Annotated in this window: 14 protein-coding genes; 9 read left to right on the top strand and 5 right to left on the bottom strand. The window is 68.8% G+C overall.

Annotated elements, in window-relative coordinates; genetic code table 11:
* The first annotated feature begins 21 nt into the window (after positions 1-21).
* Together OG300_RS33470 and OG300_RS33475 are read left to right on the top strand one after the other, a co-directional pair.
* Positions 22-1,215, top strand: a complete 1,194-nt coding sequence (locus OG300_RS33470; RefSeq protein WP_405487955.1) for an SLC13 family permease — start codon at positions 22-24, stop codon at positions 1,213-1,215.
* A gap of 123 nt (positions 1,216-1,338) precedes the next feature.
* A complete protein-coding gene (locus tag OG300_RS33475) occupies positions 1,339-1,773 on the top strand; it encodes an SRPBCC family protein (protein WP_405498777.1) in 435 nt (144 codons plus the stop codon).
* Positions 1,774-1,777: 4 nt separating this feature from the next.
* Here the strand turns inward: OG300_RS33475 and OG300_RS33480 are convergent, their stop codons facing one another.
* Together OG300_RS33480 and OG300_RS33485 are read right to left on the bottom strand one after the other, a co-directional pair.
* Positions 1,778-2,125 carry a VOC family protein gene (locus tag OG300_RS33480; RefSeq protein ID WP_405487957.1) on the bottom strand — a complete coding sequence of 116 codons (348 nt, stop codon included), beginning with the start codon at positions 2,123-2,125 and terminating at the stop codon, positions 1,778-1,780.
* A 14-nt stretch (positions 2,126-2,139) separates the two neighbouring features.
* Positions 2,140-2,958 carry a MerR family transcriptional regulator gene (locus tag OG300_RS33485; RefSeq protein ID WP_405487959.1) on the bottom strand — a complete coding sequence of 273 codons (819 nt, stop codon included), beginning with the start codon at positions 2,956-2,958 and terminating at the stop codon, positions 2,140-2,142.
* Positions 2,959-3,058: 100 nt separating this feature from the next.
* Here OG300_RS33485 and OG300_RS33490 point away from each other — a divergent pair, with 100 nt between their 5' ends.
* Entirely contained in the window at positions 3,059-3,397 is a 339-nt protein-coding gene (locus OG300_RS33490) for a YbaB/EbfC family nucleoid-associated protein (protein ID WP_405487961.1), read from the top strand.
* 15 nt (positions 3,398-3,412) lie between these two features.
* Positions 3,413-4,021 carry a recombination mediator RecR gene (gene recR / locus OG300_RS33495; RefSeq protein WP_405487963.1) on the top strand — a complete coding sequence of 203 codons (609 nt, stop codon included), beginning with the start codon at positions 3,413-3,415 and terminating at the stop codon, positions 4,019-4,021.
* A 6-nt stretch (positions 4,022-4,027) separates the two neighbouring features.
* Here the strand turns inward: recR and OG300_RS33500 are convergent, their stop codons facing one another.
* The 3 genes from OG300_RS33500 to OG300_RS33510 all read right to left on the bottom strand — a co-directional run bounded on the left by OG300_RS33500 (position 4,028) and on the right by OG300_RS33510 (position 5,251).
* Complete coding sequence (locus OG300_RS33500; protein WP_405487964.1) at positions 4,028-4,219, bottom strand: hypothetical protein; 192 nt, start codon at positions 4,217-4,219, stop codon at positions 4,028-4,030.
* 134 nt (positions 4,220-4,353) lie between these two features.
* Complete coding sequence (locus OG300_RS33505) at positions 4,354-4,995, bottom strand: hypothetical protein (RefSeq protein WP_405487966.1); 642 nt, start codon at positions 4,993-4,995, stop codon at positions 4,354-4,356.
* A 16-nt stretch (positions 4,996-5,011) separates the two neighbouring features.
* A complete protein-coding gene (locus tag OG300_RS33510) occupies positions 5,012-5,251 on the bottom strand; it encodes a hypothetical protein (protein WP_405487968.1) in 240 nt (79 codons plus the stop codon).
* Positions 5,252-5,379: 128 nt separating this feature from the next.
* Between OG300_RS33510 and OG300_RS33515 the strand changes: the two genes are divergently transcribed.
* From OG300_RS33515 to leuA, 5 genes are all read left to right on the top strand, one after another.
* Positions 5,380-8,808 carry a DUF2126 domain-containing protein gene (locus tag OG300_RS33515; RefSeq protein ID WP_405487970.1) on the top strand — a complete coding sequence of 1,143 codons (3,429 nt, stop codon included), beginning with the start codon at positions 5,380-5,382 and terminating at the stop codon, positions 8,806-8,808.
* A 29-nt stretch (positions 8,809-8,837) separates the two neighbouring features.
* Positions 8,838-11,639: a circularly permuted type 2 ATP-grasp protein gene (locus OG300_RS33520; protein WP_405498778.1), complete on the top strand. Its 2,802-nt coding sequence runs from the start codon at positions 8,838-8,840 to the stop codon at positions 11,637-11,639.
* 3 nt (positions 11,640-11,642) lie between these two features.
* Positions 11,643-12,530: a transglutaminase N-terminal domain-containing protein gene (locus OG300_RS33525; RefSeq protein WP_405487972.1), complete on the top strand. Its 888-nt coding sequence runs from the start codon at positions 11,643-11,645 to the stop codon at positions 12,528-12,530.
* A gap of 2 nt (positions 12,531-12,532) precedes the next feature.
* On the top strand, positions 12,533-13,555 hold the full coding sequence (locus tag OG300_RS33530) for a putative zinc-binding metallopeptidase (RefSeq protein WP_405487974.1): 1,023 nt from the start codon (positions 12,533-12,535) through the stop codon (positions 13,553-13,555).
* 200 nt (positions 13,556-13,755) lie between these two features.
* Entirely contained in the window at positions 13,756-15,558 is a 1,803-nt protein-coding gene (leuA, locus tag OG300_RS33535; RefSeq protein ID WP_405487976.1) for a 2-isopropylmalate synthase, read from the top strand.
* The last annotated feature ends 32 nt before the right edge of the window (positions 15,559-15,590 follow it).

Raw genomic sequence — 15,590 nt, forward strand, 5'->3', positions numbered from 1 at the left:
GCCGAATGAGACCATGACCGGATGTCTTGGCGACCGAGTGTGCTGGATCGAGTACGGATCGGGTTGCTCGTCGCCGGGTTGCTGTGTGTGGCAACCGGACTGCTGCCCCGTGCGGAGGCGGCCGACAACATGCGGCGGATCGCGCCGCTGCTGCTGTTCCTCGGCAGTGTGATCGTGCTGGCCGATCTGGCTCGGCGGGCACGGGTTTTCGATGTGATCGCGCACCGGATGGCGATCGCGGCGGGCGGCAACTACGCGGGGTTGTTCCTGCTGTGCGTGCTGTTCGCCGCCGTCACCACCACCGTGCTCAACCTCGACACCACGGCGGTGCTGCTGACACCGGTATTGCTGGCGCTGGCGGTGCCCGCGCGAATTCCGGCGCTGCCGTTGGCGATGACCACGGTGTGGCTGGCGAACACCGCCAGCCTGCTGCTGCCGGTCTCGAACCTCACCAACCTGCTGGCCGCCGACCGGGTCGGGCTGGACGCCACCGGGTTCGCGGCGAGAATGTGGTTGCCGCAACTGCTTTCGATCGCGGTCACCATGGTCTGGCTGTGGGTCTGGTACTGGCGGCGGTCGCGGCGCGGCGCGGACCGGTATGTGGTGCCGGAGCCGGTTCGCCCCGCGGATACCCGGGAGCGGGTGCTGCTGTACGCGACCGGGGGTGCGTGCGTGCTGTTCGTGCTGGCCATTCCGTTCATCGGCGATCGGATCGGCTTCGCGGCGCTGGGGGCCGCGGCGATCGCGGTGGCCGCCTTCGCGGTGTTCGACCGCTCGGCGCTGCGGTGGTCGCTGTTGCCATGGCAGCTACTGGTTTTCGTGACGGGACTGTTCCTGGTGGTGCCGACGCTGAGCCGGTTCGGACTCTCGAACCTGATGGAGCACCTGATAGGTACGGACTCCGGAGTGCTCGGTGAGCTCCGGGCGGCCGGTGCGGGGCTGGGACTGTCGAATGTGGTGAACAACCTGCCTGCCTATACGGCCGGTGAGGCGGTCATTCCGCCGGGTGAGCGAAATCAGTTACTGGCCTTGCTGATCGGCGTCAACGTCGGACCGGTGATCACGCCGTGGGCCTCGCTGGCCACCCTGCTGTGCCTGGAGTTCTGCCGGACCCACGCGGTGCGGGTGCCGATGCGGCGGTTCGTGCTGACCGGGCTGGTGCTGGCGCTGACCGCGACCGCGGCCGCGCTGGGCGGCCTGCTGGTGACCGGCTAGCCCGCCGGACCGCTTCACCGCACCGGATATTCACAGAGAATGCCCCGGACGCATGATCCGGACGCGGCTGTTGGCGGCGTAACATGACCGGGCGGCAACAGGGTCGTCAGTTAGGAGCACATGGTGGGACAGGTCAGCGCCTCCAGTTCGATCGTCGTGACGGCAGATCCGAAGCGGACCCTCGACGCGATCGCCGACTACGAGTCGGTGCGTCCGCGCATCCTCTCCTCGCACTACCGCGACTACAAGGTGGTCGAGGGCGGCCACGGTGCGGGCACCGTCGCGGAATGGACGCTGCAGGCCACCGAGAAGCGCTCCCGCAATGTGCGTGCCGCCGTCTCGGTCTCCGATTCCATGGTGACGGAACGGGATTCGAACTCCTCGATGGTGACGGCCTGGACCGTGACCCCGTCGGGCAGCGGTTCGCTGGTCACCGTGCGCACCACCTGGAAGGGCGCGGGCGGCATCGGCGGCATCTTCGAGGGCATCTTCGCGCCGCTCGGCCTGAAGAAGATCCAGGCCGAGGTGCTCGAGAACCTGAAGAAGGAACTGGCCTAGTTCGTCAGTCCTGCGCGATATCGAACAGGTTGCCCTCCGGGTCCGCCAGCGTCGCCCATTTGACGCCGTACTCGTCGAAGTCGGCGAGATGCTTGGCCCCGAGGGCGACCGCCTTGGCGATCTCGGCGGGCTGATCGGCTCCGTGCAGATCCAGGTGCACGACGTTCTTGCCCGGGTTCTTGTCGGGCACCCCGATGAACATGAATGTCGGTGTGGCGGCGTCATTGTCGATGGTCGCGAAGTGCTCGTTCGCGCCCTCGTCGACCGGCCGCTCGAACAGCTGCGCGTAGAACCCCGCCAGGGCGGCGGCGTCGTGGCAGTCGATGGTGATGTTGCCGAGGGACAGTGCCATGGTGCTCTCCTTGTTCAGAGCCGACCTACGGGCCAGCAGACTTCGGTGCGGTAATCGGCCGGTGCGGCGTCGCCGGGGCCGATCAGGTAGCGCTCGCGCACGGGTTCGGCGAGCGCGGAATCGTGTTCGGCCACATGGCTGCCCAGGGCGCCGTAGGTGCGGTCGAATTCGGTGAAGGGTCCGGCGTGCACCGCGATGGCGAAGCGGCGGCCGGGTAGCTCCAGGACGGACGCGCCGTCCGCGTTCCGCAGCCGGTCGCGATGCTGGGGATCGATGGGCACGAACGCGACCACCTCACCCTCGTCGGCTTCGAAGAACTCCAGGGCGTAGGTGGCCCCGCCCGGTCCTGCGGGTGCGATGTCGGCGGCGGCCAGTGCGCCGTACAGTCCGCCGAAAGCGTTGTCGCACCAGGTATCACAGTGCTCCCGCTGCACCACTCCGCTGACCGCGAGCACGGAATGGCTTGGTATCCAGCGGTATTCGACCTCGATGCCGTGCCCCGGGGTGAGCAGTGAGCGCAAGGACGCCACCACGTCCCGGGTCCGGGTGAGTTCCTCCTCCATACGTTCCAGGTGCGCGCGGATGGCCGCGTCCCGCGCGCCCTGATCGGGTGCCGCCGCCACCGCCTTGATCTCCGGCAGCGGCATGTTCAGGTCCCGCAGCCGCCGGATCAGATGCGCCTGCTCCACCTGGTCGGTGGAGTAGAACCGGTAGCCCGTGCTCGGATCCACCGAGACCGGCCGCAGCAGCTCGATCTCGTGGTAGTAGCGCAGGGTCTTGATAGTGAGGTAGCTGAGCCGGGAGAACTCCCCGATCGGAACCGTCGCCGTCATGCCTATAGCGAACACTCTCCAGCGGGGGGAGAGTCAAGCCAACCGCCGAGACTCGGCGACTAGGCTGATGACGTCAGTTCCCCCGCAGAGAGGAAGCGCCGTGCAGCCCGGTGGCGAGTTCGATATCCAGCAGTTGATGGCCCAGGCCCAGCAGATGCAGCAGGCGGTCATGGCCGCACAGCAGGAGATCGCGGAATCCGAGGTCGAGGGCGAGGCGGGCGGTGGCCTGGTGCGCGTGAAGATCCGCGCCACCGGTGAGGTGCTGTCGCTGAGCATCGACCCGAAGGTGGTCGACCCGGACGATGTGGAAACCCTGCAGGATCTGGTGATCGGCGCGATCAACGACGCCATGACCAATGCCCAGAACCTCGCCGCCGAACGCCTGGGCCCGCTGGCCGGTGGCTTCGGTGGCGGCGGCGGCGCGCTGCCCGGATTCTGACGGGGACCGGCGCAGGTGTACGAGGGTCCGGTTCAGGATCTCATCGACGAGCTGGGCAAACTGCCCGGTGTCGGTCCGAAGAGCGCACAGCGCATCGCGTTTCACTTCTTGCAGGTGGAGCCACCCGAGATCGACCGTCTCCAGGCGGCGCTACAGAAGGTGCGCGACGGCGTGCGTTTCTGCGCGGTCTGCGGCACCGTCTCCGACGGTGAACTCTGCCGCATCTGCGCCGACCCGCGCCGCGACCGCACCATGATCTGTGTGGTCGAGGAACCCAAGGATGTGCAGGCCATCGAGCGCACCCGCGAATTCCGCGGTCGTTATCACGTGCTCGGCGGCGCGCTCGATCCATTGTCGGGCGTCGGTCCCGATCAACTCCGTATTCGGGAACTGTTGACCCGCATCGGAAATCAGGACGACGGCGTCGATGTCACCGAGGTCATCATCGCCACCGATCCGAATACCGAGGGCGAAGCGACGGCCACCTATCTGCTCCGCATGCTCCGCGATTTCCCGGGTTTGAGTGTGACCCGGCTCGCCTCGGGCCTGCCCATGGGCGGCGATCTGGAATTCGCCGACGAATTGACCCTGGGCCGTGCCCTTTCCGGGCGTCGCGCGCTCTGAAGTTTTCTATGTCCACGTCGGCGGTGCGGGAAGCGCCGCCGGCTGTGGACAGGGAATGTGCTGAACATTGCGCGGGATATCCGCGCCCGCGCCACTGGCGTGCAGCGCCACCGCGATGGCGAAGGTGGCGGCGAGCCCGGCCACCACGGCCAGACCCTTGCGCATCGTCTGGGCGCGCAGAGTGGGTCGTAGCTTCATTTCTCGCTCCTCGCCTCGGTGAGTAACGCGAACCAGCCGGAAAAACACCGCGTGCAATTAGCGAAATGCTAGCTTTCCGGAGCGTGTACGGCCCTCATTGCCGGGTACCGCGCGTCGGAATTGGAATAAGTCCGTTACAAGGACAGGCGCTGCCAATTCAGCGCCTCGAACCCCGAACGATCTCCGGTGGCCCAACCCCAGATCAGCTCCGCGACAATTGTCGGGTCGGACACCGAGGTGGCGAAATGCTTGTCCGCGGACCCGTCTCGATATTCGAGATCGAAATGCCCGTCCGGATGCCGATAGGTCTGGATATAGATCTGATCACCGGTTTCCGCGATCAGATACGGACCGGGCTGTCCCAGTTCCGGAATCCAGGTGTCGATCAGTCCCTTTGTGAGAAAAGGGAATTCACCGGCTCCGCCGTGCGTGACCGCCGCCGGTACCGAATCGGCCGGATCCATCAGCCACGACAGCTGCGGATCCCACACCGCGTAGCCGCGCGGCACCGCCAGCTCGAACAGCAGGCCGCGCAGATGCCCGATGGCGTCGTACGGGGTGGACACGAACAGCGCCTCGCCCATGCCGCCGTCGGCGGCGGGCGCGCCCAGGAAGCTGTCGGCCTCCGGCACTTCGGCATTGCGCTTGTCCAGCTCGAGCGCGATCTCGGTGACCGTGTCGGCCACCGGCTTACTGTCCTGCGCGGTCAGGAAGTCGTCCACCGTGTCGGGTGACGCGGCGGCGCGGGCGGGCAGCAGCACGAGGTCGTAGCTCACCCGAACAGGCTAGTTGTCAGCCGACGAGGCGCTGCGGTCCGGTCCGGGTGATCGGCTCGGGCCGCGCGTCCACCGGCGCGACCTCCAGGCATTCGCAGCCGCCCGCGACGTCGGAGCAGTCCGCGACCCAGGTGTGGCACAGCCGATCCGGGATGGCGCACGCCGGATCGGTGCATTCCGGATCCCGGTAGGCGTGCACGATGAGCGTCCCGTGGCAGTGATCGAGGGACGCGTCACACAGCGAGCAGGCGGCCATGCAACTCCTCCAATCGTCTTTTACGGGTTTATCACCCCCGTGTGACAACTGTGGGAGGTCACCGCGTGTCGTCCGAACTGTCGGGAAATACGCCAGCATTCGGCTGCTAGGCGTGGTGAACTGAACAGATGGGAATCAGGGTTTCCCTCGAACACCGCACCACATATTCCTTCGACCGCCCCGTGCGTATCCATCCGCACGTCGTACGGCTGCGACCCGCGCCGCACACACGCACCGCCATCGAGGCCTACTCGATGCGAGTGACTCCGGGCGACCACTGGGTCAACTGGCAGCAGGACGCCTTCGGGAACTTCCTGGCGCGCTTGGTCTTCCACGAACCAGCGTCGGAACTCTCGATCGTGGTCGGGCTGATCGCGGACATGGACGCGATCAATCCGTTCGACTTCTTCGTCGAGGAGCAGGCCGAGCAGTATCCGTTCACCTATTCGCCGCAGCTCTCGGCCGACCTGGAGCCGTATCTGCGGCCGGTCGACGAGGACGGATCCGGATCGGGTTGCGGGCCGGGCGAATCGGTGCGCACCTGGGTGCGCGCCCACACCCCGGCGGATCGGCCGCGCACCATCGAGTTCCTGATCGCGCTGAATCAGGCGCTGCGCCAAGACGTCGGTTACACCGTCCGGATGGAACCGGGTGTGCAGACGCCCGATCACACCCTGCGCACCGCGCTGGGCTCCTGCCGCGACTCGGCCTGGCTGCTGGTGTCCATCCTGCGCGAATTCGGGCTGGCGGCCCGCTTCGTCTCCGGCTACCTGGTCCAATTGTCGCAGGACGTCCCATCTTTGGACGGACCGTCCGGTCCGCCCACCGACTTCACCGACCTGCACGCCTGGACCGAGGTCTACCTCCCCGGCGCGGGCTGGGTCGGCCTGGACCCCACCTCCGGCCTGTTCGCGGGCGAGGGCCACATCCCCCTCGCCGCCACCCCGCACCCGGTGTCGTCGGCCCCCATCACGGGAGCCACCGACCCGGTCAACGCCACCCTCGACTTCTCCAACACGGTGCTGCGCATCCACGAGGACCCGCGAGTCACGCTGCCCTACAGCGATACTCAGTGGGAGCGCATCAAAGCCGCGGGCGCGGACGTGGATTCGCGCACCCGGGCCGCTCGCATCGGCCTCACCGTCGGCGGCGAACCCACCTTCGTCTCCCTCGACGATCAGCAGGGCGCCGAATGGACCACCGAGGCCGACGGCCCCCGCAAGCGCGAACGCGCCGCCGACCTGGCCCGCCGCCTGCGCCGCATCTACGCACCCACCGGCCTGGCCCAGTACCGCCAGGGCAAGTGGTATCCGGGAGAACCCCTGCCCCGCTGGGAAATAGCACTCCTCTGGCGCGACGACGACAAACCCCTCTGGCATCGCCCGGACCTGCTCGCCGACCCCTGGCTCGCACCCGACCCGCCACCGGAGATGTCACCGCTGGACGAATCCGACCCGAGGGCCGAAAGCTGTTCGGACGCCGCCGATGACCCGGCCGCCTCCGTCGCGGCCGCCCGAAGGATCATCGAGCACCTCGCGACAGGCCTGGGACTTCCCGGCAGTCAGGTGCGCCCGGCATACGAGGATCCGCTGCTGCGATTGGCGGCGAAATCCGCTGCACCGGAAGGGGAACCGGTCGGATCGGAGGAAGACCTGGCTCCGGGTGAGGATTCGGAGCTGGCCCGCAAGGAGCTGCTGACACGGTTGGATGCCGCGGTCGGTGAGCCGGTCGCCTATGTGCTGTCGCTGTATCGGCGGGCCGACGAGGCCGGGTGGGCGAGCGCGGACTGGCGGTTGCGGCGCGGGCGAATCATGTTGATGGAAGGGGATTCTCCGGCCGGACTGCGGTTGCCGCTGCGGTCGATCGCCTGGGAGGCTCCCGCGCCACGACCGGAGGCGGATCCCTTCGCACCCCGGATGCCGTTCGCGGACGACGAGCCGTTCGCGGTGGTCGAGTCCGCCGAGCGCGCGCCGATCACCGCGGTGGTCGCGGAGGTTCGCCACGATCGGTTGTACGTATTCCTGCCTCCCGTAGAGGAATTCGGGGCGTACTGCGATCTGGTGCGCCGGGTGGAGGAGGCCTGCGCCGCGGTCGGCCAGCCGGTGGTGCTGGAGGGCTACGGCCCGCCCGCGGACGCGCGGCTGCACACCATGTCGATCACGCCGGATCCCGGGGTGATCGAGGTGAACGTGCAGCCGACCTCGAGCTTCGCGGAGCAGTCCGCGCTGCTGAGCACGCTGTACGAGCAGGCCCGGCTGGCGCGATTGAGCACCGAGTCCTTCGATGTCGACGGCACCGACCGGGGGACCGGCGGCGGCAATCACATCACGCTGGGCGGCAGCAGTCCGGCGCGCTCACCGCTGCTGCGGCGGCCGGATCTGCTGGTGTCGATGCTCACCTACTGGCAGCGGCATCCGGCGCTGTCATATCTGTTCTCCGGCCGGTTCATCGGACCGACCTCGCAGGCGCCGCGCGTCGACGAGGGCCGCGAGGAGGTGCTCTACGAGCTGGAGATCGCCTTCGCCGAGATCGCGCGGCAAAGCCGTATCGCGGCAGGGTATTCGGGCTCGGACGACAGTCCCGCCCCGCCGTGGGTGGTGGACCGCGCGCTGCGTCATCTGCTCACCGACCTCACCGGCAACACCCATCGCGCCGAGTTCTGTGTCGACAAGCTCTACAGCCCGGATTCCGCGCGCGGCCGCCTCGGCCTGCTCGAACTGCGCGGCTTCGAGATGCCACCGCACTTCCGGATGGCGATGGTGCAGTCGCTGCTGGTGCGGGCGCTGGTGCTGCGCTTCTGGGAGCAGCCCTACACCGCGCCGCTGCTGCGGCACGGCTCGAACCTGCACGGGCGCTACCTGCTGCCGCACTTCCTGCAGGCCGATATCGCGGAGGTGGCGGCGGATCTGCGCGCGCACGGCATCGAATTCGACAGCAGTTGGCTGGAACCGTTCGCCGAATTCCGTTTCCCGCGCTTCGGCACGGCGGTACTCGGGGAAATGGAGATCGAACTGCGGGCCGCCATCGAACCGTGGAACACCCTCGGCGAGCAGACCACCGCCGCGGGCACCGCGCGCTACGTGGACTCCTCGGTGGAGCGGTTGCAGGTGCGGGTGACCGGAGCCGATCGCGGCCGCTATGTGGTGACCTGCAACGGTTTCCCGCTGCCGCTGGTTGCGGCCGGGAAGGCGGACGTGCAGGTGGCGGGCGTGCGCTACCGGGCCTGGCAGCCGCCGGAATCGCTGCATCCGACGATCACGGTGGACGCGCCGCTGGTCTTCGACGTGGTGGATCTGGAGACCGGGCTCTCGCGCGGTGGCTGCACGTATCACGTGAATCATCCGGGCGGCATGTTCTACGCGGGCCCGCCGGTGAATTCGGTGGTGGCGCAATCGCGTCGCAATCGCCGCTTCGAATCCGCCGGGCACACACCCGGTCCGGTGGATATCGCGGAATTGCGTGCCAAAATGGCCATACAGGCAACAGACGTCGGGGCCCCCGGAATACTCGATCTGCGCCGGGCGCGGACCGTGTGGGGCCTGACCGGCGATCGATAGGCGCACTCGGGGAAGTGATAGCGGTGACAGTGCTCGACGCGGTGCCACCCGGAGACGCCACGCCCGAGGAACCCGACCGGTGGGCCACCCTCGCCGCCCGCCGCGAGGTGCTCGCCGAATTCGCGGGCTACCGGGACGCGGCGGTCGAGGCCGGGGCGCGCGACGCCTCCGGCCTGCCCACCGGCGGCGGCTACGACGAACTGGTCGACCGCACCGGCCGATTGCGCCCACTGTGGGCCGACCTGTCCGCCGACTTCCTCGACCAGGGCCGAGACGGGTTGCTGCGCACCGACGACCGGGTGCGCCGCCTCATCGAGGACGACGGCATCACCTACACCGAGCTCACCCCCTCCGAGGAACCGGCCAACCCGTCGCCGTGGCGGCTGGACCCGATCCCGCTGCTGCTGTCCGACACCGACTGGGCCGCACTGGAATCCGGTGTGGTGCAACGCTCCCGGCTGCTCGACGCCATGCTCGCCGACATCTACGGACCGCGCACACTGCTCACCGAGGGGCTGCTGCCACCGCAGCTGGTGTTCGGGCACAGCGGGTATGTGCGTGCGGCACACGGGATCTCGCTGCCCGGCAGGCATCAGCTCTTCCTGCACGCCTGCGATGTCAGCCGCTGGAGCGACGGCGAATTCCGGGTGCTGGCCGACTGGGCGCAGGCCCCCTCCGGCGCGGGGTACGCGCTCGCCGACCGCCGGGTGGTCTCCGCCGCCATCCCCGAGGCCTTCGAACTGGCCAGCCCGCGCCCGCTCACCCCGTTCGTGCGCGCCATGCGGCTGATGCTCATCGAGGCCGCACCGCAGGCCGCCGACGAGGACCCGGTGGTGGTGGTGCTGAGCCCGGGCGTGCACTCCGAAACCGCTTTCGACCAAGCCTATTTGGCGTCCGTGCTGGGTTTTCCGCTGGTCGAGAGCGCCGACCTGGTGGTGCGCGACGGCCGCCTGTGGATGCGCTCGCTGGGCACCCTGAAACGCGTGGACGTGGTGCTGCGGCGCGTCGACGCCGAATTCTCCGACCCCCTCGACCTGCGCCCCGACTCCCGGCTGGGCGTGGTCGGCCTGGTGGAGGTGCTGCGCCGCGGCGCGGTGACGGTGGTCAACACCCTCGGCAGCGGGCTGCTGGAGAACCCGGCCCTGGCCTGCTTCCTGCCCCGGCTGGCGCGCCGACTGCTCGACGAGGACCTGAAACTGCCCGGCATCCAATCCTATTGGGGCGGAGTCGATGCCGAACGCTCCCACCTGATCGCCAACCTGTCACGGCTGGTGGTGCGCTCCACCGTCGACGACAGCACCGTCTTCGGCCACCTGCTCACCGCCGCGCAACGCGCCGAATGGCGCACCCGCATCGCCGCCGAGGGCTGGAAGTGGGTCGGGCAGGAACCGGCCCGATTCTCCGTCGCGCCCGCCGTCGCCGAATCCGGCGGACTGGCCGCCGCACCGGTCGCCGTCCGGCTGTTCGCACTGGCCGGGCGGGTCGGATATCGCGTCATGCAGGGCGGATTGGGGCAGCTGCATCAGCGCGGCGGCCCGGACGGCATGGTCGGCGAGGCCGCCGCCAAGGACGTCTGGGTGAGCGCCGCGCCCACCACGGTTGCGGCCGCCCCCGCCGTCGAGACGCCCGAGGAACGCGAACGCCGGGTCCTGCCGGTCCCGGCGCTGGACGTGATCAGCTCGCCGCGCGTGCTCAACGATCTGTTCTGGCTGGGCCGCTACGCCGAACGCGCCGAGGTCACCGTGCGGCTGCTGGCCACCATCCACGACCGCCACCAGGACTACCGGTACCGGCCGTGGATGGAGGGCGCGCAGGCCATGCCGATCCTGATGACCGCGCTGGGCCGGATGACCGGAACCACCCCGCCCGCAACGAAACTCGCGGCAGAGCGGGAACCGGCCGTGCGGCTGCGTTCACGCGGCCGCACCGCCCAGTCGCAGACGCAGTCCCAGGCCGCCGCCAAGAATCGGCCGCCGCGCCCCCGCGAATACTCCGACGAGCCGACCGTGCCCATCGCACTGCCCGGCGCGTCCCGGCGCGACCACGACTACCTCGTATCGCTCACCACCGATCGCGAATTGTCCGGCGCCGTGGCGTATTCGGTGGAGTGCTATTCGAAAGCCGCACGCGCGGTGCGTGATCAGCTCTCCACCGACACCTGGATGGTACTCGGCTCCATCGACCGCGCCCTCTCGGAATACCCTGCCGGGCGCGGCGATCGGGGCGCGGCGCTCTCGGCGGTGCATTCCCGGGTGCTGTCGGCGCTGCTGTCGCTGTCCGGGATCGACGCCGAATCGATGGTGCGCGACACCGGCTGGCACGTCATGGATATCGGCCGCCGCCTGGAGCGCGCGCTGGCGCTGTCGGCGCTGCTGGAATCGGCGCTCACCGACTCCTATCCGCCGGAGGTCGACCGGGTGGTCACCGACGCGGTGCTGCAGGCCACCGTCTCCTCGGTGAGTTACCGTCGCCGCCACCGGGATTCGGTGCGCATCGCCGCCGTCGCCGGGCTGCTGCTGTTCGACGAGCACAATCCGCGCTCGCTGGTCTACCAGCTCGAACGCCTGGAGGAACACTTCCTGGCACTGCCGGGCGCCTCCGGAGCGCAACGGCCGCAACGACTGCTGGCCGATGCCCAGCGCATGCTCAGCCGCCTCGACCCCGACGACCTGGAGGCCACCGACGCCGACGGTCGCCGCGCCGAACTCGCGGAACTGCTCGCGGGCGTCTACCTGCGACTGCGCAAGATGTCGGAATCCTTCGAGGCGACCCGGCTCTCGGTGCCCCGCGAGACCCAACCGCTGTGGGGCTCCACCCGGGTGGTGGGCTAGCCGATGCGCCGCTACCGGGTGCTGCACAGCACCGTCTACGTGTACTCGGACGTGGTCAGCAGTTCCTACGGCCGCGCCTTCCTCTCACCCCGCGACTTCCCCGGACAGCGGCTGCGCGGCCACGACATTCACATCGACCCGGTGCCCTCGGACCGCTCGGTCGGCACCGACGTGTACGGCAACACCACCCTCTACTTCCATGTCACCGCCGAACATCGTCGCCTCGAGGTGACCGGCGAATCCCTTGTCGACGTCGAAGCGCCCGCCCTGCGCGCCGAGCCGATGCCGTGGGAGCAGGCCCGGCCCACCGGCGAGAACGGTCCGCTCGCAGTCGAATTCACCCTCGACCTGACGCCGCCCGAGATCATTCCCGAGGTCGCCGCCTACGCCGCCGAATCCTTCCCGCCGGGCCGCCCCCTGGTCGAGGCGGTGCGGGAGCTGACCACCCGCATCTACACCGACTTCACCTACGAGTCCGGCTCCACCACCGTCAGCACCCGGGTCGCCGACGTGTTCGCCGCCCGCGAAGGCGTCTGCCAGGACTTCGCGCGCCTCGGCATCGCCTGCCTGCGTTCGCTGGGCCTGGCCGCCCGCTACGTCTCCGGCTATCTCGCCACCCAACCGCCGCCCGGCCAGGAACGCCTGGTCGGCGCGGACGCCACCCACGCCTGGGCCGCCGTTTGGCTGCCCGCAGGCGGGGAAGACCCTCTCGTGGAAGGAAACTGGATCGGCTTCGATCCGACCAACGATCAGTTCGCCGACGAGAACTACGTCACCCTGGCCTGGGGCCGCGACTACGCCGACGTCCCGCCGTTGCGCGGCATCATCTACACCGACGCCAGGGAAAGCAGCATCACCGTCTCCGTCGACGTGGCCCCCGTGGAGGTTTGACCGTGCGAGATTTCAGCTGCCCCAACTGCGGCCAGCGCCTGGCCTTCGAGAACACCCTGTGCCTGCACTGCGGCAGCCCACTGGGTTTCAGCCTGCCCGACCGGGCGCTGGTGGTGCTCGCCGACGAACCGAAACCCGACGGCGACGGCTCCGTCGACACCCACGAATTCAAGCTGTGCGCCAATCAGTATGTGGCGCAGTGCAACTGGCTGGTGCACGTGGGCGGCGGCCCACTCTGCCTGTCCTGCAACCTCACCCGCACGCGCCCCGCCGATCAGGACACCGACTGGCTCGAGGCCTTCGGCGAGGCCGAGACCGCCAAGCGCCGACTGGTGCTGGAGCTCACCGAACTCGGCCTGCCGCTGGTGGACCGCACCGTCGACCCCGAACGCGGCCTCGCCTTCGACCTGCTCGCCAGCGCCGACGAGAACGTGATCACCGGGCACGCCGACGGCGTCATCACCGTCGACCTGGCCGAGGGCGACGACCTGCACCGCGAACAACTGCGCATCGAGATGGACGAGCCCTACCGCACCATGCTCGGCCACTTCCGCCACGAGATCGGCCACTACTTCTATCCCGTCCTCGTCGCCACCGCCGAGGACCGGGCCCGCTGCCTCGAGGTGTTCGGCGATCCGGACGCCGACTACCAGGCCGCCCTGGACCGCCACTACAACGAGGGCCCGCCGCCCGGCTGGGAATCGGACTACGTCTCCTCCTACGCCACCATGCACCCCGCCGAGGACTGGGCCGAAACCTTCGCCCACTACCTGCACATCCGCGACACCCTCGACACCGCCGCCGCCTTCGGCATGGCGCCCGCCGGAGCCACCCTCGACAGTCCCGCCCCCGGCCCCGCCGGTTTCGACCGGATCATCGATCTGTGGTTGCCGCTGGTCTGGGCGCTCAACATGATGAATCGTTCGATCGGGCACCGGGATCCGTATCCTTTCGTGCTGGCCGACCCGGTTCTCGGCAAAATGCGCGTGATCCACGAACTCTGCGCGGCCGCCGCACGCGGATGACACACTCGGTTCGTGGCCCTCGCCTCCCCGAATTCCGAGCCGTTCGCGCGCCCCTGTAAACTCACCGTCATCATGCAGCGGGCACTTCTCCTCGGCCGCCGCGACGGGGTCTGATACGGACCGGCCCTCCGTCGCGGGGATCTGCCGCGCCGGTCTACCCCATACCTGGGATCCAGCCACACCCTCGGAGATAAAACGCCATGTCACCCGCTGACGCTTTCGTATCCGGGACGCGCAACATCACCGCGCCGTCCAAGCCCGCGCCCGCCGACCAGCCCGCGTGGAACACCCAGAAGAACTCCTCGATGCCGGTGTTCCGGTACCGGCCCTTCGCCGAAGAGGTCGAGCCGATCACCGTGCCCGACCGCACCTGGCCGGATCAGATCATCGATCGCTCGCCCGGCTGGTGTGCCGTGGACCTGCGCGACGGCAACCAGGCGCTGATCGACCCGATGAGCCCGGCCCGCAAGCGCCGCATGTTCGACCTGCTGGTTCGCATGGGCTACAAGGAGATCGAGGTCGGCTTCCCGTCCGCCTCGCAGACCGACTTCGACTTCGTCCGCGAGATCATCGAGGACGGCGCCATCCCGGACGACGTCACCATCCAGGTGCTGACGCAGGCCCGCGCCGAGCTGATCGAGCGCACCTTCGAGGCCTGCGCCGGTGCGCACAACGTGATCGTGCACTTCTACAACTCGACCTCGATCCTGCAGCGGCGCGTGGTTTTCCGCGCCGACCGCGATGCCGTCAAGAAGATCGCCACCGACGCCGCCACGCTGTGCCTGGAGGTCGAGAAGCGCTACCCGGACACCAACTGGCGCTACGAGTACAGCCCGGAGTCCTACACCGGCACCGAGTTGGACTACGCCCGCGAGGTGTGCGACGCGGTCTCCGCGATCATCGCGCCGACCCCGGCCAAGCCGCTGATCATCAACCTGCCCGCCACCGTCGAGATGGCCACGCCCAACGTGTACGCCGACTCCATCGAGTGGATGCACCGCAATCTGGCCCGCCGCGACTCCATCGTGCTGTCGCTGCACCCGCACAACGATCGTGGAACCGCCGTCGCCGCAGCCGAATTGGGCTACCAGGCCGGTGCCGACCGCATCGAGGGCTGCCTGTTCGGCAACGGTGAGCGCACCGGCAATGTCTGCCTGGTGACGCTGGGGATGAATCTGTTCTCGCGCGGCGTGGACCCGCAGATCGACTTCTCCAACATCGACGAGATCCGTCGCACCGTGGAGTACTGCAACCAGCTGCCCGTGGCCGAACGCCACCCCTATGGCGGCGATCTGGTCTACACCGCCTTCTCCGGCTCGCACCAGGACGCCATCAACAAGGGCCTGGACGCCATGAAGGCCGCCGCCGACGCCGCGGGCGCGGATGTCGACGACATCGTCTGGGAGGTCCCGTACCTGCCCATCGACCCGAAGGACGTCGGCCGCACCTACGAGGCCGTCATCCGGGTCAACTCGCAGTCCGGCAAGGGCGGCGTGGCCTACATCATGAAGACCGACCACGGGCTGGTGCTGCCGCGCCGCCTGCAGATCGAGTTCTCGCAGGCCGTGCAGCGCATCACCGACGGCGAGGGCGGCGAGGTCACCCCGAAGGAGATGTGGGACGTCTTCTCCGAGGAGTACCTGACCCCGATCCTGCCGCTGGAGCGCATCCGCCAGAAGGTCACCGCCTCCGAACTGGACGGCGGCGTCGACCACATCGAGGCCGTGGTCAAGGTCGAGGGCGTCGAGCAGGCCATCTCCGGTGAGGGCAACGGCCCGCTGGCCTCCTTCGTCGACGCGCTGGCCACCATCGGCTACGACGTGCGCGTCCTGGACTACAGCGAGCACGCCATGTCCTCCGGCGACGACGCGCAGGCCGCCGCCTACGTGGAGGTCGCCATCGGCGACCAGGTCACCTGGGGCGTCGGCATCGCGACCTCCATCACCACCGCCTCACTGCGCGCGGTGGTTTCGGCGGTCAACCGAGCGGCCCGCAAGAGCTGAAACGGTGTACCCCGGACCTTGGCGAACGTCAC

Origin of the sequence: Nocardia sp. NBC_00511 (assembly GCF_045161165.1) — a bacterium.
Classification (GTDB): Bacteria; Actinomycetota; Actinomycetes; order Mycobacteriales; family Mycobacteriaceae; genus Nocardia.